The following is a 19428-nucleotide window of genomic DNA, read 5'->3' on the forward strand; positions in this document are numbered from 1 at the left end:
GGATTTATAGCTTTTTCCAAATTTCTTGTTAGGAACCTGCCGAAATTTATTCAGCAGCAGCTTCTGTTGCAGGAGCTTCTTCAGCCGGAGCCTCAGTTGCTTCTTCTGCAGGTGCTTCAGCAGCAGCTTTTTCAGCAGCTTCAGCAGCTTTCTTTTCAGCGAGTGCTTTTGCTTTCACTTCGTTGATCTTCTTTTCTGCTTCCAGACGTGCTTTAGCTTCCGCTTTCTTTTCTTCGTTTTGTTTAGCTTTCAAAGCAGCCAGACCTGACTGTTTGTTATTCTTCCAAGCTTCGAATTTAGCTTCTGCTTCTGCTTCTCCGAATGCGCCTTTTGCAACACCGCCCAAAAGATGTTTCTTCATGTAAACACCTTCACGAGAAAGGATATTACGTACAGTGTCACTTGGCTGTGCACCTTTCAGTACCCATGCCAATGCAGCGTCGAAATTCAAATCTACTGTAGCAGGATTGGGGTTCGGGTTGTAAGTACCAATCTTCTCAATAAATTTACCATCACGTGGTGCTCTGCTGTCTGCAATTACAATTGAATAAAACGCGTAACTTTTACGTCCGTGTCTCTGCAATCTGATTCTAGTTGCCATTTTTAATAATTGTTTTTAATTAATGATTTGAATTATGCTACTAACTCGTAATAGCGGGTGCAAAGATACAGTTTTTCTTTTGATTGACAAATATTTCCTTTTTTTTTCTTACGAATACCTCCTCGGATATCGGAACAGGATGGCGAGCAAGGCACAGGCTCCCATGGTGAACGGGTAATAGAGATTACCGATGATACTGATAGGAGAGATGTTGGCTAATCCTGCGGCAATCAGCATTTGTGCTCCGTAGGGTATAATACCTTGTATCAGACAGGAGAAAGTATCAAGGATGCTGGCGGTCTTTCTACGGTCGAGGTGGAATTTCTGTGCGATATCCTTGGCAATAGGTCCTGTTGTGATGATGGCAATTGTATTGTTGGCGGTACATAGATTAGCGATGCTGACCAGAGCGGCAATGCTCAGTTCCGCACCACGTTTTCCGTTGACGTGGCGGGTCAGCTTTTTGATGATAAAATCGATACCGCCATTATAACGGATCGTTTCGAGCATACCACCTGCCAGCAAGGTGATAATAATCAATTCTCCCATACCTGTGATACCCGTTCCCATTGCTCCAAACCAATCGAATACATCAAAATTTCCGGTAACTATACCGATGATACCGCTTGTCAGGATACCTATGATTAATACCAGCATCACGTTCATTCCGGCAATGGCTGTTCCCAGTACTATAATATAAGGTATCACTTTGACCCATTCGATCGTTTGTACTTGTGTGGGTGCAGTGATGGATAACCCTTGGAAAATATAGATTCCCAGCACGATAATTGCTGCCGGAACCACAATCATGGAATTGACCCGAAACTTATCGCGCATCACACATTCCTGTGTTTTGGTAGAGGCGATGGTCGTGTCGGATATAAATGACAGGTTATCTCCGAAGAAAGAACCTCCGACAACGACTGCTACCATGAATGGAAGGGCTATTTCAGTCTTTTCGGCCAGACCTACAGCAACAGGGGTAAGGGCTACAATCGTGCCTACACTCGTGCCGATGGATAATGAGATGAAACAGGCGGCTATGAATATACCCGCCAATAGTAAATTGTCAGGGAGGATGTGCAGTGTCAGATTGACGGTTGCATCAATGGCTCCCATCTGCTTGGCGCTTTGTGCAAAAGCTCCGGCAAGAATGAAAATCCATATCATCAGGAGGATATTCTTGTTGGCGGCTCCTACTGAGAACTGGTAAATTCGCTGTTCGAGCTTCAATCCCCGTGTAATGGCAATTGCGTAGCAGGAAGAGACGAGGAAAGCAACGGTGATAGGTACTTTATAAAAGTCATTAACAAGAATGGAAGTAACCAGGTAGAGGCAAAGAAATACGAGTAACGGACTCAGTGCCCACCAGCTACCATGACGTTCTTTATGTATTTTTTCTTCTGTCATAAATTGATATTATGGTATATATTCGAACTGCAAAGATAGTAAGGAAACACATAAGTAGGATAAAAGGCTCAATTTTTCATCTTTTCTTTTTCCGTTTGGGCTCTTTCTTTTTCCGCTTCAGAAATTAAATTCCTTCTCTTTTTTCCTCTTTCCGTTACTTTCGTGCCGTTGACAACGTAACTAATGTAGAATAGAATGACAACGACTAAATTTTCATTATGTGTTTTTTGTCTCTGCCTGCTCACGTCGTGTGGTAAAGGAGAGAAGAAAACGAACGAGCCTGTACGGGTAAAAGTGGCGGAAGCGGCAATTCATGTTCCTTCTGCAGAGCGTGAATTTTCATTCATTTCCAAGCCGTTCAAGGAGACTGAACTCTCTTTTCGGGTGGGCGGACCGATTGACCGTTTTGAAGTGTATGCAGGTAACTTCTATCACCGGGGAGATATTATAGCTGAAATTGATTCTCGTGATTTTCGTATTCGTAAGGAACGTGCCGAAGCTATTTATCATCAGGCAAAGGCGGAATTCGAGCGAATCAAAGTGTTGTATGAGAAAAACAACTTATCTGCCAGTGCCTATGAAAAAGCGCATGCAGACTATACTTCTGCCAGAACGGCTTATGAAACAGCCGTCAATGAACTCGAAGATACACGGCTGATCGCCCCTTTTGACGGATATATAGGGGAAGTATATATTGAAAAATATCAGGATGTGAAAGCAACTCAGTCTGTCGTCTCTTTTATCGATATCACTCAGTTGAAGATAGAAGCGTATGTGACTCAGGAAATCGCATTTCAAGCGAAGGAGATCAAGGAAGTAGGAATTCGTTTTGATGTTCGTCCCGAAGTCGTATATCCGGCAAAAGTGATAGAGATTTCGAAGAGTACGACGCGCAATAACCTTTCTTTCCTTATGACGGCATTGTTGCCCAATAAACAAGGGGAATGGCCTGCCGGTATCTCAGGGAAAATGTTGCTGGATCTTCCTTCCTTGTCATCTGTCCCCATGGTGACTGTTCCGCAAACGGCTCTTAATCATCGTCCCACTGAAGGAGATTATGTCTGGATGGTGGATCATGCGACAGGGAAAGTGTGGAAGAAAAAAGTCGTTTTAGGTGAATTACTTCCGAATGGAAGAGTGGAAGTGAAGGGTGGACTGCAGGCAGGAGATCAGGTAGCTGTGAGTAAATTACGTTTTCTTTCGGACGGGATGCCTGTGGATATCATTTCTCAGAAAGAAAACAAACCGGTTACTGCTCAAAAGTAAATAGAAGATGAAATTGGTGAAATATTTCTTGCAGAAGAAGTCGGTGACTATTCTGCTGCTGGTATTAGTGTTGGGAGGAGGATTGTTTTCTTATGTCAAAATGGGAAAACTGGAAGATGCCCCGTTTACTATCAAGCAAGCATTGGTGATGACTCCTTATCCGGGTGCTTCTCCTTCCGAAGTGCAGTCTCAGGTGACGGATGTATTGGAGGAATCGATACAGTCATTAGGAGAGTTGTACTATCTGAAGACTGAGAATCGGGCAGGATTATCTAAAATAACTGTTTATGTGAAGAAGGAAATCCGGGCAGACGAGATGCAGCAATTGTGGGATAAACTTCGTCGGAAAGTCAATGATGTGCAGTCGAAACTTCCTGCAGGAGCAGGTCCTTCCGTGGTAAATGATGATTTTGGGGATGTGCTGGGTGTTTTCTATGGTCTGACGGGGGAAGGATATTCTTACCGGGAACTGGAAAATCAGGCGAAGCTTATCAAGAATGAGCTGCTCAGAGTGAAAGATGTGGCAAAAGTCGAGATTTACGGCGTACAGTCTCCAACGATTGATGTTATTCTTAATCCCTCCGTTATGGCACGGAGCGGAATTACGACTGCGGATATTTCGCGTGCTTTCGATGCGCAGAATAGAGTGGTGGATGCCGGAGGAATTGATGCCGGTGTAAACAGGATACGGATTGAGTCTACCGGAAATTTTTATTCTCTGGATGATATTCGGAATATGACTATCGTATCACGTACAGGTGAACATTTCCGGTTGGCTGATATTGCGGAGGTTCAGGAGAGCTATCAGACACCTCCAAGCAATAAAATGCGGATTAACGGTCAGCCTGCTGTGGGGATTGCTATTTCTACAATTCCTACAGGGAACGTGGTCGATATGGCAGAGGCGGTGAAACTGGTGATTGACCGTTTTACAGAAACAATGTCCGAAGGGTTTGAGTTGCAGACGATTTATGACCAGGGTTATGAATCGGCGGTAGCCAATCAAGGATTTATCCTGAATCTGATCATATCTGTTGTGACAGTAGTAGCTATTCTGTTGTTCTTCATAGGGTTCAAGAATGGCATTCTGATTGGCAGCGGATTGGTGTTTTCTATTTTTGCTACGTTGATTGTGATGTTTTCGCAAGGAATTGCATTGCAGCGTATGTCACTTGCCGCCATTATCATTGCCATGGGAATGCTGGTAGATAACGCTATTGTGGTTTCTGATTCGGCCTTGGTCAATATGCAGCGGGGGATGCGTAAACGGGTAGCTATATTACGCGCTTGTTCTTCGACCTCATTGCCCCTGTTGGCGGCAACAGTGATTGCGATTCTGACCTTCTTGCCTATTTATTATTCGCCGCATATTACCGGCGAGTTATTGTCATCCTTAGTTGTAGTTATCGGCGTTTCGCTGATGTTCAGTTGGGTCTTTGCGCTGACACAGACTCCGTTCTTTATACAGGAGTTTGTCCGTCGGCCGAGACCCGACGAACTTAAGGCGGCTCTTTTTGCAGGCAAGTATTATGATAAATTCCGTTCTGCATTAAGATGGGTGATTCGTCACCGGTATGCGACGATTGGATGTATGGTCGTTATGCTGGTGTTGTCGGCATGGAGTTTCAAGTTTATTCCGAAGGTCTTTGTCCCTGCTTTGGATAAGCAGTATTTTACATTGGATATGTGGCTGCCCGAAGGGACACGGATTGAAGAAACAGATAAGATGGTGATGGATATGGCGGCGTATATCCGTGGACAGGAAGAAACGGAAATGGTCTCGACTTATGTAGGGCGCACTCCGCCGCGTTATTATCTGTCAAACGTCTCCTTTGGGCCTCAATCCAACTATGCACAGATTCTGGTGAAATGCAAGACTTCGAAACTTTCCCGTCAGTTGCATGCCCGTTTGCAGGATTCTATTTCGTTGAAGTATCCGGAGCCGTTGATTAAAGTAAATAAATTCGAGTTGAGTCCATTGACGGAGGCGGTGATTGAAGCCCGTTTTCTCGGGCCGGACCCTGCCGTACTCGATTCGCTGGTGGGACAGGCTGTTGAGGTGATGAGGCGAAATCCCAAGGTTGCGGATGCCCGGAATGAATGGGGAAATATGTCGATGATAATTCGTCCGGTGTATGATCCGATGAAAGCCGGAGCATTGGGGATTACAAAAGCTTCGATGATGGAGTCGGTGAAGTCAATTAATGATGGTTTGCCTGTCGGTGTCTATCGGGATAATGAAAAGAAAGTTCCCGTTCTTTTGAAATCGGGTAATGTGGATATAACGGACGCTAATTCTTTAGGAGACTTCTCCATATGGAATGGAGAAAGGTCGGCTCCGCTTTCGCAGGTAACGGAGCGGGTAGAGACGACATGGGAATTTCCACAGGTGAGAACCTATAACCGTCAGTTGTCAATGGCTGCAATGTGCGGCGTGAAACCGGGGCATACGATGGCGGAAGTACACGGAGAAATCCGGAAAGAAATAGAGAATATCCGACTTCCCGAAGGATATACTTTCTTTTGGGATGCCCAGTATAAGGATCAGGGGGAGGCGATGCAGGCTATTGCCAAATATTTCCCGCTGGCATTTCTTGCATTGGTTGTTATTTTAGTTTGTCTGTTCGGTAATTTCCGTGACCCGGTTATTATTCTTTGTGTCCTGCCTTTGTCTTTGATAGGCATTGCGGTGGGGATGCTTTTGACTGGTTTCGATTTTGGGTTCTTCCCGATAGCCGGCTGGTTGGGGTTGCTTGGGATGATAATTAAAAATGTGATTGTACTGATTGATGAAATAAATGTGCAGCACCGGACCGGAATTGATCTGTATACATCTATTGTTGAGGCTACGGTTTCCCGAACTCGTCCGGTATTGATGGCAGCTACTACTACCATCCTCGGTATGGTTCCGTTATTGTTCGATGTTGCTTTCGGCGGAATGGCTGCTACTATTATTTTCGGACTGACGTTTGCTACGGGACTGACCTTGTTTGTCACCCCTGCATTATATTCAATGTTTTATAAAGTAAAAGGAAAATAAAGATGAAAATAAGAATATATAGCTTGTTGTTTTGCGGCTTTGCTCTGGGACCTTTATCTGCTTTTGCCCAACAGAGTCCTTTGCTTGAGAAATACCGGACGATGGCACTGGATTACAATCACGACTTGAAGGCGGCAGAAAAGAACATAGCCGCCAGTGTGGAAGTGGAAAAATCAGCCCGGGCAGATTTGAAACCGAAACTTTCCGGAGCAGCTAATTTTCAGTATACAGAGAATCCGCTGGAACTGACTTTGGACGTCCCTTCTTTGGGATTATCGAGAACTGTAGAAGGGAGGCAGCTAAACTATGGCGGCTCTCTGTCTATCGTGCAACCGGTCTATACGGGCGGACGCGTGCTGGAATCCATTCGCATGGCACAGCATCAGCAATCATTGGCTGCCAATCAGGCAAGGGCTTTGAATGACGCCGTTTGTTATCAGACGGATATTCAATATTGGAGTGCCGTAGCCCGGCAGGAGATTGTGTCTGTTGCCGAAGATTTTCGTAACTCTATAGCAGCTTTGGTTCAGACAATCAAAGAAAGGGTGGAGGTAGGGCTTGTTGATCCGCAAGATTTACTGATGGCGGAAGTAAAGTTGAATGAGGCGGAATATCAGTTGCTTCAGGCACAAAGTAATTTTGAAACAGGGCGCATGGCATTGAATTCTATGATTGGTGTTCAGCTGGAACATCATACGGAGCTGGATTCGCAGATACCGATGGTGGTGGTCGAAGATTCTACGTGGCTGTCTGCCGGCATGACACGTCCTGAGATCCAAATAGCTTATGACCGGATTCGTATGGCCGAGAGTACAAAGAAGTTGAATGATTCGCAGTTCAAACCTCAGTTTTATGTGGGTATAGACGGAAGTTACTCTTCTCCCGGATATAATTTCAAGAAAGATCTGGACCCTAATTATGCTGTTTATGCTAAAGTCTCCGTACCCATTTTCGAGTGGGGAAAGCGTAAAAGTGAGAAACGTGCTTCTTCTTTTCGGATAGGTATGGCAGAAGATAATTTGAATAAAGTGATGGATCAGGTGGAACTGGAAATAGGCGTGGCACGTAAAGCATTGTCACAAGCCATTGAGCGGGTCCGTTTAAGTGAAAGTTCATTGGCCAAAGCAGAAGAAAATGAAGCGAAAGCCATAGAACGTTATAATGAAGGAAAGGTTTCAGTGGTGGAGGTGATTGATGCGCAAACCTATCGGCAGACATCGCAGGTGAATTATGTGCAGGCCAAAGCTGCGGCACAAGGACACTATTCGGAGTTAATAAAAGCTCTTCACGGATATGATTGTCGATAAAAAGCGCTAACTTTGTATGAAAAGAGCCGACTATATGAATGTAAAGTTGAACACCTTATTATATGTAGTGCTGTTTTCAGGGTTGGGTATATTCTCTTTCCTGTTACTGATCAATTATGCAACCTTCTCTGATCGGGTTGCTGATATATTACATTCAGTCAGTACACTGGGATTTTTTATATTGGCTTTTAATGTGCTGGGATATACCACTATCAGATTAAGTTCATGGATCGACAATCAGTATGCGCTGAATCTGTATCGGTGTTGGAAGCTGGTCTCGGTCTATATGGTCGTAATGGGGATGTTTTTTTTGCTGAACTACGGTTTGATGGTAACTGCCAAATTATTGGCAGGAGCTTCCCATCCGTTTACGTTTCCCAACGGAGGATGGCGGATTCTTATTACTGTATGGCTAGTAGAGCTTGTCATTTTAGGATTGCTGTTGGTTAATCGTTCCATGCGGAATACATTGAAGTTGCAGCAAGAAGCGGCTGCCTTGCAGAAAGAGAATAATACGGCACGATATACGGCTCTTCAGAACCAATTGAATCCTCATTTCCTATTCAATAGCCTGAATACATTAATTTCGGAAATTCGATACAATCCGGCAAATGCGGAGTTGTTTACCCAGCATCTTTCCGATGTGTACCGTTATATTCTTCAGTGCCAGAATCAACGACTGACAACATTGAGGGAAGAACTGGAATTTCTGAACTCTTATATCTTTTTGCATCGGGTACGGTTAGGGGATTGCATCCATATAGATAACCGTATTCCGAAAGCCTGTCTGGAAGCTCAACTTCCCCCGCTTACGATTCAGTTACTGGCGGAGAATGTAATAAAACATAATGTGATTCATATGGGGAAACCAATGACTATTGAACTGTTTTATCTGGAAAAGGAAAGGGAACTGGTAGTCAGTAACCGGATGCAGGCTAAAAAATCAGCAACAATTTCAGGGACCGGATTGAAGAATCTTGCTGCCCGGTATAGATTGTTGTGCAATCGTGATATAGTAGTAGAAAACACTTTACAGAAGTTTACCGTAAAAATACCTTTGCTCTATGAATAAAATAAAAGCAGCCATCATAGAAGATGAGATTCCGGCAGCCCGTCTGCTTAAGGATACATTATTGTCTCTTCGTCCCGATTGGGAAGTTCAGTTGTTGCCCGGTAACATTGAAGAGGCGGTAGAATGGTTCGGACAACATCCTCATCCGGATATTCTCTTTCTGGATATTCAGCTGACGGATGGTAATTCCTTCCTTTTTATAGAACAAGCGCACCCGGAGAGCATGATTGTATTTACTACAGCTTATGATGAATATGCCGTACGTGCTTTCTCTGTGAATAGTATTGACTATCTCTTAAAGCCAATCCATGAGGACCGTTTGATGCAGACTATTCTTCGTTTTGAAGGGTTGACAAAGAATTATATTCATGATTTCAACCATGAAAGCCGGATGCTGGAAATATTGCAGCAACTTTCTGTTGTACAGGAAGCTTCTTCTTCAGCACAGAAAAAGTATCGTACCCGTTTCCTGATTTCCGGTGGTGAGAAGCTTTTTACTTTGCAAGTGAGTGATATCGCCTACTTCTACTCAGAGAATAAGCTCACCTTTGCCGTGACTCATAAGAACCGTGAGTATCTAATTGATCTGGCATTAGACCGATTGAGCGAACAACTTGACCCGGATCACTTTTTCCGAACGAACCGTCAGACATTGGTCTGTATTGATGCCATTCAGCGTATTGAATCCTACTTCTTGGGAAAAGCGATTGTTCATGTGCAACCACCTTTCAAAGATAAGATCGTGGTGAGCAAAGACAAAATGGCTTCATTCAGGATGTGGCTGAATTATTAGTCATTTTATAGCAATATAATGCGCTTTTGCATAATGTCTGTAAGTTGTGCCTTCAACTGACGGGCATTGATTGGTTTCGGCATATAACCGTCGAAACCACTTTCCATTACCTGCTGTTCGTCCGAAGCGTATGCAAAAGCCGTGACTGCAATAATCGGTACCTTAGCGGAGTATTTGCGAATTTCTTTAGTTGCTTCATATCCATTCAGAACGGGCATGTTGATGTCCATCAGTATGATTTGCGGATTATATTCTTTGAACATATTCACAGCTTCCTGACCGTCCCAGGCATGAATCAGATGGTAGTCGTATTTTAGAATAGACTCGAATAACTTATAGTTGCTTTCATTGTCTTCAGCAATCAGAATGATCAGTTTGTCCTTTTCTATGAAAATCGTCTGTGTTTTCTTCGGGAGAGGCTTTTCTACTGTTTCGGCTTGTTTGTAAGGCAATGTAAACCAGAATGTAGCCCCCTTTCCTTCTTCTGATTCCACTCCGATTTTACCACCCATATGATCAACGAGTGTCTGGCAAATTGAGAGCCCTAATCCTGTTCCTTGTGTAAAGGAATTCAATTTTATAAAACGTCCGAAGATACTTTCTTGTTTATCCTGGGGGATGCCGCAACCTGTGTCAGTTACGTAAAAATAGAGCTCATCGTTTTGGTGTTCATATCCGAACCGGATGCTGCCTTGAGGTGTAAACTTTATGGCATTGGTTATAAGATTGATAATTAACTGGGATAACCTGTTTTTTTCTATATGTGCAAAACAAGGTTCTGCAGGAGCTACAAATTCCAGCTTTACAGTATCCGACTTGAGTTTCAGTTGGCAGCTGTTTTCCAGATCTTTCATTAAATCATTGAGTTCAATATCGGAATAATGTAAATCCAATGTTCCGGCTTCTATTTTGGATAGGTCGAGGATGTCACTGATGAGTTGCAACAATAGGGTATTATTGTTTTCAATGATGCTGACATATTCCTGTTTTTCCTCTTCTTCCTCCGTAGAGGCCAATATGCCGGAGAAGCCGACGATAGCATTTAATGGAGTACGAATTTCGTGACTCATGTTGGCGAGGAAGGCGGACTTCAGACGATTAGATTCTTCGGCACGGTCTTTGGCATTGATCAATTCCATTTCCATTTTTTTCCGTTCGGTAATAACGAGTGAGGAGCCTATCAAAGTTAACGGTTTGCCGTTCTCATCCCGCGTTTCAACAGCTGCCTGGGCTTCCACCCATTCTATTCTATGAAATCCGTTTTGTGTGCTGATCACACGGTACTCTTCTTTCACTTTTTTCGAATGACCTTCTATCAGGTTCTGATAAGCTTGTTCTACCCGTTTTCGGTCTTCTTTGAATATCTTGGAAAAATATTGATTGTCCGGAACAGCCAATTGATCTTCATTAATGTCTTTTCCTTGTGTGCTTAGCTCTATCGGTTTATTGATGTCACATAGGATTGTTTTGCTTTGCAAATCCCATTTCCAGGGTACAATGTTTGCCACATCGAGTGACATGGCTAGCTTATTATTGATAGTACTTAGTTTTTGTTGTGCCCTGTGTAATTCCGTACTGTCCAGGCAGAATACATCGATCATCTTGTTTTGAGGATTCGCTTTGAGCACAATGTCATAGAAAGTATTTATTTTCTTGAAATAATAGGGAAAAGTTATTATCTTATTTTCAGACAAAGCTATTTGAGTGAAGTGTAAGAATGGGGGCATTGACTCAAGGAATATTTCACTCGCTTTTCTTCCGATAACTTTCTCTTTGCGGAAAAATTTCTTTTCAAAGTGAGCATTCACATTACGGTAAATCAATTCTATAGGAGTACCGTTTTTGTCAGTAATCACTTCTTCCTGCATATATAGAATAGGCATATTATTAATCAGGCTTTTATAGTTTGCCATTGCTTCGATCTCTTTTTGCTGTGCTTTTTTGATGATATTTAGATTATGAATACGATAGAAAAAAAATAATGCCAATAATAGAATGAAGAAAAGTGCTCCTATAATAAAGTACCTGTTCTGTTCCCAAAAAGTGAGTGGTTTGTTTAGAAAACAGGTGTTGGGCGGACACATGGAGGGGGAGTATCCTTTACGAAGCAAGATAGTATAATTAATGATGGGCACACCGTCCGATGGTGTATAGAAAGGAATTTCCCGTGCCTGCTTTCCATTAAGTATTTCGGAGACAATATGAATCAATTGCTGATTGTAATGTTTCTGATTGTAAGTATAGCCACCTATCATACCTCCGTTTTCCTCGGTAATGTCGGCCATATTGAGGGTGAAAATAGGGGCGCTGGTTGTCACGATAAGTTTGTAGGCATTAGAAGCTAAGTATGTATTTCCCGCAAATTTAGTTTTATAGAGCCAGGAAGCAAATAGTATTCCTGTTGTATTCGGATCGATAAAATACAATGAATCCAGTAATTGGTTGGTTGTCCATTTCTTCGGAGTGATGAACTGATATTCGATGTCCGGATTCATGGTTTTCAACTTGCTCTGTATCTCAATGCTATTGGTTTGGTTGATTTGCCGTTCATCCCCGATAAATATAAATTTCTTCATATCGGGGACTATATGAGATATTAGTTGTATGTTTTCCTGAAGATAGAGGTTAGAGTATAAATGAACCAAGTTGTATGGATCGGCCAGTTGAGAGAGTGGTATACAGTCGGCTTTTACAATCGGTTGCTTGCATATATAGACTTCTTGTGAGCCTATATAGTTTTCTTCCGAACATAATACGATAGGAATATCCCCCCATAGTTCTCTATATTCGTCGCGCAGCAATAGAGCTGAATTACCCAATAATACCAGTAAACGTGGATGATGTTTACTATATTTTTCCTGAATAAGATTCTTGAATTCCTTCAAGGTGGTATCGGTATCAATCATTAGCATATTCATATGTTCCGCATATAAAGTTAATTGGGGAACTTTTTGTACATATTCTGATATAGCGGAGATCATCCGATTACTCCATGGAGCAGATTCTGCATAGGAATTGATACACAAAATGTAATTTGAGATATCTATGTGGTCTCTTTGCGCTAAAATAGGGGTAATAGATACGAAACATAGAAAAAACAGTAGCAGATGTTTTTTTATATTCATAAAGAGGTCTGTTTGTGCTCGATTTAATAATTAATGGTTGATTTGATATGGACAAAAGTAGTAAAAACAATCTGAAAAACGATAATATCCCTTCAAAAAATGATAAAATGAAAATATTAACTAAAGAATTTCATCTTTTATGTTGTATAGGTGCGTAAACCGAAAGCGAGAACCGGCTCCCTGTTCGGATTCTACCCCGATATGACTGCCGAGATGATCTATGATACTTCTGCAGATGGACAATCCCAGCCCCGTTCCTTTCGAAAAAGAATTCAATTTCACAAAACACTCGAATACATGTTCTTTTTTGTCCGGAGCGATGCCCATCCCTGTATCTGTCACGGAAAATTCGATTGTCTGACTATTTTCGTTCAGATGATATTCAAGAAGAATTTGACCTTCACTGGTGAATTTGAGAGCATTGTTGATGAAATTGGTGATAACCTGCATTAAACGTTTCTTATCTGTATAAATGCAGTAATCTGGAAGGTTGGAAGCAAGTAGAACGGGTACTGCCTTGTCCTCCTTTATGTCGTAATTGCGCATAATATCCTCACAGAAGCTCTTGACATTGAGATGGTCCATCGTGAATTCAAGAGTTCCGGCTTCTATTTTTGATAGATCCAGAATATCTGATATTAACTGTAACAGCAAATCTGTATTCTCTTGCATAATATTAATGTATTCCCGGCGCTCTTCTTTGCTGTCTGACTCGACAAGGAGGCTTGCAAAACCGACAATTTTTAAACCCATAGTATTTACAAATATCAGTTAGCGATTCTGTGATTTTTGCTTCGATAGTTTTATCACTGTTCAATCGTTCTAGAAAATGAAGTAAAAATGCGCTAAATCCTTGTTTCTCTTTGTTCATATACTGTTTATACCTAAGGTTAGATACGTTGCATGTGTATCGTTTTTCTTTTCAAATATTCAGGTCGCTAATATACAAACTTTTGAAAGATAATAATGTTTTACTATTTTTTTGTAATAGTCCGTTATTCTTTATTTTGATACGAAAACAGAAGGAGTGACAGCAGTTTTTTCTTAACTATAGAGAGTAATCGCCATATGTAGGTGTATGGAATGGGTACTATCTGTTTTTTATCAATAGTTACCTGCTCATTGTTGTGTTTTATTGACGAACGGATTGGGAAAATTGGTGAGTGGGAAGCGGATTTTGTAAGTCGTTGGTTCTTAATACTATATGAGTATTGTTTTTTCCCTTTTAAACCAACACCCTGTTGGTTTAAAACCAAGGACCCGTTTCTCGGTGTGCAACGGGCCGTTGGTTTTAAAGGAACGAATGACTTAATAATCCAATTGCATGAATCATTCTTCTTTTGTGTAGAATTCTTCTAAGATGTACTGCCAGGGTTATTTCAATGCTTCTATGATTCTTGGTAACATTGTCCAGATCGTATTCTCATCTTGTGCAGTAAAAAAGTTGCCATCTATTTCCGATTTTTCATCCGTGGCGGTTCCATTTTGAATTGCCGGTTTGGCTAGCGGGTGAACAGCTATTTTTTTGCCTTTCGTTATACCTGTAAAGTCAAACATCATGGCGCCGGCACAATGCCCGATCATCACCTTTCCTTTTTCTCCGAAGGTCTTGATGACTTCCATCAAGTCTACATTGTAAGGCTTGTCTGCGTATTGCTGGAATACAGGTACTGCATCACCGCAAGAGAATACGAGTGCGTCAAATTCGTCCTCATGTCCTTTTAGATTGGCTATTACATCATCTACTGTCAGGGTAACTCCTGAATTAGTTTTGATTTCTTTCGTATCCGATACGGCAAATACTTTATATGGAATGCCGTTTTCGAAAAAAGCTTCTAAATACTGGAATAAACCACACCCATTTACCGGATTAACTGCTAAAACTGCTACTTTCTTTGCCATAATCATCATTATTAGAGTGAAACAATAGTTATTTTTAGTAAGTTTATTACTTTTGTGATGCAAATGTATCTACCTTGATTGAGAAATACAATAACGAACCTCAGAATAAGGAAGTTACATGGAAGTAACTATTGCTGAAACTCAACAATATATAAAACGTTAAAAGATGAAAAACTTTCACCCGACAGGGAATTGTCCCGTAAGAGATGTTATATGCCGCTTGGGAGACAAATGGTCGATGCTGGTACTCATTACTTTGAATGCCAATGGCACGATGCGTTTTAGTGATATTCATAAAACGATAGAGGATATTTCACAGCGGATGTTAACTGTTACTCTTCGTACGCTTGAATCTGACGGCTTGGTTGAACGGAAAATATATGCAGAAGTTCCTCCCCGTGTAGAGTATTACCTGACAGATACAGGAGGAACTTTAATTCCTCATCTTGAAGGATTGGTTGGCTGGGCTTTAGAAAATATGGATACGATTCTGGAGCATAGGAAAGGCAGCTGATCAGTCAGGGCAATTGTGTTATTAGGCGCAAATGAAAACAAACAGGACTTCATTTGCGCCTGATAATCCATAGTGAAGACGGATGCTACTTTATTTCATTCCATCCCGGTGGAGTTGTATTTAGCAGATGGCGCACGAAGAAATCATAGCGTTTATGTTCACCATAACTTTCTCCCATCGTATGATGGGCTCCGGGGATGACGACTAATTCAAAATCTTTATTAGCTTTGATCAGAGCGTTCACTACCTGCATGGTGGAAGCCGGATCTACGTTATCATCCATTTCACCTACTACCAGCATTAGCGGACGGCTAAGCAGATGGGCATTTTCAACATTCGATCCTTCTTTATATTGCTCCCCAATGGGGTATCCCAGCCATTGTTCATTCCACCAGATTTTATCCATGCGGTTATCATGGCAACCGCAGGCTGAATATGCTGCTTTATAGAAGTCCGGATGAAACAGTACTGCTGTCATTGATTCTTGTCCACCTGCGGAACAACCATATATTCCGACACGATCTATATCCATATAAGGATACTTTTGGGCTGCAGATTTTATCCAGGCGATATGATCGGGTAACCCGGCATCTTTCAGATTCTTGTAGCACACGTTTTCGAAACTGCGTGAACGGAAAGAAGTTCCCATACCGTCTACCATTACAACAATAAAACCGAGTTCGGCAATACCACTCATATAATAGTTATAGGGGATGAAATTCTTGGGGACGTATTGGCTGCCGGGCCCTTGGTAGATGTATTCCAGAACAGGGTATTTCTTGGCGGGGTCGAAGTTGGAGGGACGAATGATGATTCCCCACATATCCGTTTTCCCGTCACGTCCTTTGGCTGTGAATACTTCGGGGGCTTTCCAGCCTTCCGCTATCAAACGGCTGATATCGGCAGTTTCGAGTGGCATGATGACTTTTCCGTTTTCAGCATTGCGGAGTACGGCTATGGGGGCTTTGTCTACCATTGAATATACATCGACCAGATATTGCATATCTTTGGAAAACCATGCGTTGTGCATTCCTTCTTCCGGAGTGAGACAAGTGAGATTTCTGCCATCGAAGCCGATACGATAGTAACGGATCAGGTAGGGATCTTCATTGGCCTGTACACCATTTGCCGAAAAATAAATAAGTTGGTTCGTTTCATCTACACGAAGAATATCACGTACATACCATTCGCCTTTGGTTATCTGATGAACAGGTTGGGCTGTGGTGCGATCATACATATACAGATGATTCCAGTTGTCACGTTCACTCATCCATATCATCCGTTTTCCATCTTGCAAGTCGTGGCGGAAATGGCGGGAATAATTGACGTATTTATCACTTGTTTCTTCTATTAACGGACGTACTTTTCCTGTTGTAGCCGAAAGCTCCAATACCCGGTAAACCTGATGGCCGCGTTGGTTGTATTCGAAGGTAACGGCTTGGCTGTCTTTATTCCATTCGGGACTCGTAAGATAATATTGTTGAGAGAATAAATCTGTTGATGGAATCACACCGTGTCCTGTTTCTACTTCGTAAATGCAGGGTATCCTAAATGGAAGTTCGTCTCCCGGTTTGGCATACTCTTGTTTGTGGAGTTTAGGTTGAAGTTGGTCGGTAGGGGAGGATTCAACATAATATACATAGCGTTTTTCTACCGGGCGGATCTTGCAGGAAGCCACTTTTTTACTGTCGGGAGACCAACGGATATAGGCTGAGTAATAATTTCCCAAAGTACCGTCGAGACTTAACTGTCTTTCTTTTCCGGTGGCTATTTCCTTTACATATATATTATGATTCTTAATGAATGCTACATATTTCCTGTCAGGAGAGGAGACGGGAGTTGCTGTTTTTTCGTCGTCAGTTTCCATCCAGTGGCGTTGTTTGTGTGGAGCCGGCAGAGTGCCTTCGTCTGTCAGCTGATTGGTGTTGATGGCATACATCCATCGATGATTGTTGAAGACGAAACGTAGTGTATCCAACTTCTTATTGACTGACAGACGATCCAGATAAAGAGAAGTCGATTCTATTTTACGTCCTGATGCTTCACTTAAAGCCGTTGCCATAAGTTTGTGGTCGAACAAGTCTTTCCTGTTTTTATGGTCGGCATCCACTAATACATAGAGACGTCCTTCGGGAGTATTTCGCACATACCAGAAATGATGTGTTTCATCAATCCACTCCGGATTCACATTGGAATAGAATACTTTGTTGGCACTGAATTTTTCTCCTGATGAGTAAGCGCGGCGGTAATCTTCTATGGTACCTTGTGCAACAGCTGTGTTTGTGCAAAAGAGCAAGACTGCTAATAACAGGTTTTTCATGATTCTACGATTAAAATTTGCCAACAAAGTAAACGATAATAATAGGAGAAAACAAACGCATTGTATTATTTTTCTATTGATTTGGACGATTGTCTGATTGTATCTGTATATTCTTAGAATGTGATATTCTCAATTTCAGCATTTATATCAGAGCAGGGACCGGCTGGACCGGTTCTCAAGATATACTTTCGAGAAATTGTTTATCAGGTGAATTTTTATACCTTTGCAAGATACTGATAAGATGTTCAAAGTTTTACAATATGGAGATAAAAAAAGTAATTTCTGATAAAAAAGAGTTTTTGGAACTGTTGCTGCTGGCTGATGAACAGGAAAGTATGATCGACCGTTATCTGGAACGTGGTGATATGTTTGTCCTGTATGATGACGGGTTGAAAGCGTGCTGTGTCGTCACCTGTGAAGGGGAGAGGATTTACGAAATTAAGAATATAGCTACGATCTCTTTTTTCCAGCGACAGGGATACGGTAAACGCTTGATTCAATTTTTATTTGAACATTATCAAGGGAGGTGCTCTGAAATGTTGGTTGGAACGGGAGATGTGCCTTCTACGAGATCTTTCTACGAACATTGTGGCTTCACCATCTCTCATCGGGTAGAGAACTTTTTTACCGACAATTATGACCACCCTATGTATGAAGACGGTGAACAACTGGTAGATATGGTGTATCTGAAAAAGACATTTTAGTGTTTACTCTGTAATGGAAATGGATGTAAACCGGTTGGTGGAAGAATATGGGAATATGATTTCCACGATTGCACACCGGATGATTCAGAATAAAGAAATAGCCCGCGAAGCGGCGCAGGAAGTGTGGTATGAACTTTGCAAAAGTTTCCATAGTTTTAAAGGCGATTCGGAACTTTCTACATGGATATATACTATTGCCCGGCGTACCATCGGCAGGTATGCGGAAGGTGAAAGGCAGATGAAGATGACCGAGGTAGAATATTTCCGTTCGTTGCCTGAAATCGAATATTCCGGTGAGGAAGAGGCAAAGCGGGAATGGATAAAGGAAAGATGCGACTGGTGTATTACTGCTCTGAATCATTGTCTGAATAATGATGCCCGACTGATTTTTATCTTTAGAGAAAATGTAGGGTTGCCCTATCGGCAAATTAGTGCGATAATGGAACTGAAAGAAAGCAATGTACGGCAAATCTATAACCGTTCAATTCAAAAAATCACTCTTTTTATGAATGATACCTGTCCGTTGTATAATTCCGGTGGTACCTGTAAGTGTCGTATTTGTAAACCGGTACATTCCATTGATATGGATAAGGAATACGCAATAGTGCAGAGAATGATGAGGCTGGCAGATTTATACCGGAAATTTGAAAAAGAGTTGCCTCGAAAAAATTATTGGGAGAGATTTTTGCTGTAAGTTGTCACAAACCTCATGTGTGTTTTCACTAACTATATGTATAATTTAAAAACATATAGTTATGAGTAAAATTGAATTTTTAAAAGAGCAGATGATAGAGGCTCGCGCTTTTGTGAAACGTTTGATGTCCGAATTGCCGGAAGATTTATGGTATGTGATTCCCGAGGGTACGGATTCAAATTTCATCTGGCAGGTGGGACATTTATTGGTTTCGCAGAATTTTCATACTATGACTGCTGTGACAGGAGTAAATAAGAAAGTAGGAGAGCTGTTGCCTATTAAAGAATATAACAGAATATTTAATGGAATGGGAACCATGCACCGTTCTATAGAAAAAGATATGATTCCCGTACTTAAATTAAAAGAAGAGTTTGAGATTGTTCACCAAATTTGTATCAGTAGCTTGGAAACATTAAATGATGATATCTTATCCGATTGTTTGGAACCTCTTCCGTTTAAACATCCGGTAGCAGAAGTAAAGTATGAAGCACTGGCATGGAGCTTCAAACATGAAATGTGGCATAGTGCGGAAATGGAAGCTATCAAAAGAGATTTAGGCTATCCGATTGTGTGGATGAAACAAGAAATATAATAATATAAGCGGAATTATAAAAAAATGGGGCATTAATCGGAAGACCAGTGTCCCATATTATATTTGTTCTACTCGTGAAGTATTTATA

14 protein-coding genes and 1 pseudogene are annotated in these 19428 nt (G+C 41.7%); 9 read left to right on the forward strand and 6 right to left on the reverse strand.

The genetic code is table 11. The annotated features are described in order from the left end of the window. Positions 1 to 46: 46 nt before the first annotated feature. Together BLW31_RS05820 and BLW31_RS05825 are read right to left on the reverse strand one after the other, a co-directional pair. On the reverse strand, positions 47 to 601 hold the full coding sequence (locus tag BLW31_RS05820) for a 30S ribosomal protein S16 (protein ID WP_010538500.1): 555 nt from the start codon (positions 599 to 601) through the stop codon (positions 47 to 49). A gap of 108 nt (positions 602 to 709) precedes the next feature. Continuing rightward, positions 710 to 2011, reverse strand: coding sequence for a Na+/H+ antiporter NhaC family protein (locus BLW31_RS05825; RefSeq protein WP_010538499.1), 1302 nt, complete (start codon positions 2009 to 2011; stop codon positions 710 to 712). 195 nt (positions 2012 to 2206) lie between these two features. On the opposite strand from BLW31_RS05825, the gene BLW31_RS05830 reads away from it, so the two are divergent. The 5 genes from BLW31_RS05830 to BLW31_RS05850 are packed head-to-tail and all read left to right on the forward strand — an operon-like array spanning position 2207 to position 9489. Then, a complete protein-coding gene (locus BLW31_RS05830; RefSeq protein WP_022301168.1) occupies positions 2207 to 3277 on the forward strand; it encodes an efflux RND transporter periplasmic adaptor subunit in 1071 nt (356 codons plus the stop codon). Positions 3278 to 3284: 7 nt separating this feature from the next. Continuing rightward, a complete protein-coding gene (locus BLW31_RS05835) occupies positions 3285 to 6317 on the forward strand; it encodes an efflux RND transporter permease subunit (RefSeq protein ID WP_010538497.1) in 3033 nt (1010 codons plus the stop codon). 2 nt (positions 6318 to 6319) lie between these two features. Then, entirely contained in the window at positions 6320 to 7624 is a 1305-nt protein-coding gene (locus tag BLW31_RS05840) for a TolC family protein (RefSeq protein ID WP_010538496.1), read from the forward strand. 16 nt (positions 7625 to 7640) lie between these two features. Then, a complete protein-coding gene (locus BLW31_RS05845) occupies positions 7641 to 8696 on the forward strand; it encodes a sensor histidine kinase (RefSeq protein ID WP_010538495.1) in 1056 nt (351 codons plus the stop codon). Next, complete coding sequence (locus BLW31_RS05850) at positions 8689 to 9489, forward strand: LytR/AlgR family response regulator transcription factor (RefSeq protein WP_010538494.1); 801 nt, start codon at positions 8689 to 8691, stop codon at positions 9487 to 9489. The genes BLW31_RS05845 and BLW31_RS05850 overlap by 8 nt, the downstream gene beginning before the upstream one ends. Before the next feature lie 5 nt (positions 9490 to 9494). Here the strand turns inward: BLW31_RS05850 and BLW31_RS05855 are convergent, their stop codons facing one another. The 3 genes and pseudogenes from BLW31_RS05855 to BLW31_RS05865 form a co-directional block, all read right to left on the reverse strand. Continuing rightward, positions 9495 to 12614, reverse strand: coding sequence for an ATP-binding protein (locus BLW31_RS05855; protein WP_022301166.1), 3120 nt, complete (start codon positions 12612 to 12614; stop codon positions 9495 to 9497). A gap of 120 nt (positions 12615 to 12734) precedes the next feature. Continuing rightward, positions 12735 to 13355 (reverse strand): annotated as a pseudogene (locus BLW31_RS05860) (sensor histidine kinase); the annotation flags it as partial. A gap of 633 nt (positions 13356 to 13988) precedes the next feature. Beyond that, complete coding sequence (locus tag BLW31_RS05865) at positions 13989 to 14516, reverse strand: DJ-1/PfpI family protein (RefSeq protein WP_022301164.1); 528 nt, start codon at positions 14514 to 14516, stop codon at positions 13989 to 13991. A gap of 166 nt (positions 14517 to 14682) precedes the next feature. Here BLW31_RS05865 and BLW31_RS05870 point away from each other — a divergent pair, with 166 nt between their 5' ends. Next, positions 14683 to 15030 (forward strand): winged helix-turn-helix transcriptional regulator, encoded by a 348-nt coding sequence (locus tag BLW31_RS05870; protein ID WP_010538490.1) that lies wholly within the window; start codon positions 14683 to 14685, stop codon positions 15028 to 15030. Between the two features lie 85 nt (positions 15031 to 15115). Here the strand turns inward: BLW31_RS05870 and BLW31_RS05875 are convergent, their stop codons facing one another. Further along, the gene (locus BLW31_RS05875) at positions 15116 to 17350 is read right to left on the reverse strand and encodes a S9 family peptidase (RefSeq protein WP_010538489.1); all 2235 of its coding nucleotides are present in this window, start codon (positions 17348 to 17350) and stop codon (positions 15116 to 15118) included. Positions 17351 to 17610: 260 nt separating this feature from the next. On the opposite strand from BLW31_RS05875, the gene BLW31_RS05880 reads away from it, so the two are divergent. The 3 genes from BLW31_RS05880 (at position 17611) to BLW31_RS05890 (ending at position 19340) form a co-directional block, all read left to right on the forward strand. Beyond that, a complete protein-coding gene (locus tag BLW31_RS05880) occupies positions 17611 to 18054 on the forward strand; it encodes a GNAT family N-acetyltransferase (RefSeq protein WP_010538488.1) in 444 nt (147 codons plus the stop codon). A gap of 13 nt (positions 18055 to 18067) precedes the next feature. Beyond that, complete coding sequence (locus tag BLW31_RS05885; protein WP_010538487.1) at positions 18068 to 18748, forward strand: RNA polymerase sigma factor; 681 nt, start codon at positions 18068 to 18070, stop codon at positions 18746 to 18748. Positions 18749 to 18809: 61 nt separating this feature from the next. Next, a complete protein-coding gene (locus BLW31_RS05890; RefSeq protein ID WP_010538486.1) occupies positions 18810 to 19340 on the forward strand; it encodes a DinB family protein in 531 nt (176 codons plus the stop codon). The last annotated feature ends 88 nt before the right edge of the window (positions 19341 to 19428 follow it).

Source organism: Bacteroides faecis MAJ27 (assembly GCF_900106755.1).
Lineage (GTDB): Bacteria > Bacteroidota > Bacteroidia > Bacteroidales > Bacteroidaceae > Bacteroides > Bacteroides faecis.

Coding starts and splice junctions, on each gene's coding strand:
- BLW31_RS05830 (WP_022301168.1), top strand. CDS start 2,207: ATGACAACGACTAAATTTTCATTATGTGTTTTTTGTCTCTGCCTGCTC.
- BLW31_RS05870 (WP_010538490.1), top strand. CDS start 14,683: ATGAAAAACTTTCACCCGACAGGGAATTGTCCCGTAAGAGATGTTATA.
- BLW31_RS05880 (WP_010538488.1), top strand. CDS start 17,611: ATGGAGATAAAAAAAGTAATTTCTGATAAAAAAGAGTTTTTGGAACTG.
- BLW31_RS05820 (WP_010538500.1), bottom strand. CDS start 601: ATGGCAACTAGAATCAGATTGCAGAGACACGGACGTAAAAGTTACGCG.
- BLW31_RS05825 (WP_010538499.1), bottom strand. CDS start 2,011: ATGACAGAAGAAAAAATACATAAAGAACGTCATGGTAGCTGGTGGGCA.
- BLW31_RS05840 (WP_010538496.1), top strand. CDS start 6,320: ATGAAAATAAGAATATATAGCTTGTTGTTTTGCGGCTTTGCTCTGGGA.
- BLW31_RS05875 (WP_010538489.1), bottom strand. CDS start 17,350: ATGAAAAACCTGTTATTAGCAGTCTTGCTCTTTTGCACAAACACAGCT.
- BLW31_RS05850 (WP_010538494.1), top strand. CDS start 8,689: ATGAATAAAATAAAAGCAGCCATCATAGAAGATGAGATTCCGGCAGCC.
- BLW31_RS05885 (WP_010538487.1), top strand. CDS start 18,068: ATGGAAATGGATGTAAACCGGTTGGTGGAAGAATATGGGAATATGATT.
- BLW31_RS05890 (WP_010538486.1), top strand. CDS start 18,810: ATGAGTAAAATTGAATTTTTAAAAGAGCAGATGATAGAGGCTCGCGCT.
- BLW31_RS05865 (WP_022301164.1), bottom strand. CDS start 14,516: ATGGCAAAGAAAGTAGCAGTTTTAGCAGTTAATCCGGTAAATGGGTGT.
- BLW31_RS05835 (WP_010538497.1), top strand. CDS start 3,285: ATGAAATTGGTGAAATATTTCTTGCAGAAGAAGTCGGTGACTATTCTG.
- BLW31_RS05855 (WP_022301166.1), bottom strand. CDS start 12,614: ATGAATATAAAAAAACATCTGCTACTGTTTTTTCTATGTTTCGTATCT.
- BLW31_RS05845 (WP_010538495.1), top strand. CDS start 7,641: ATGAAAAGAGCCGACTATATGAATGTAAAGTTGAACACCTTATTATAT.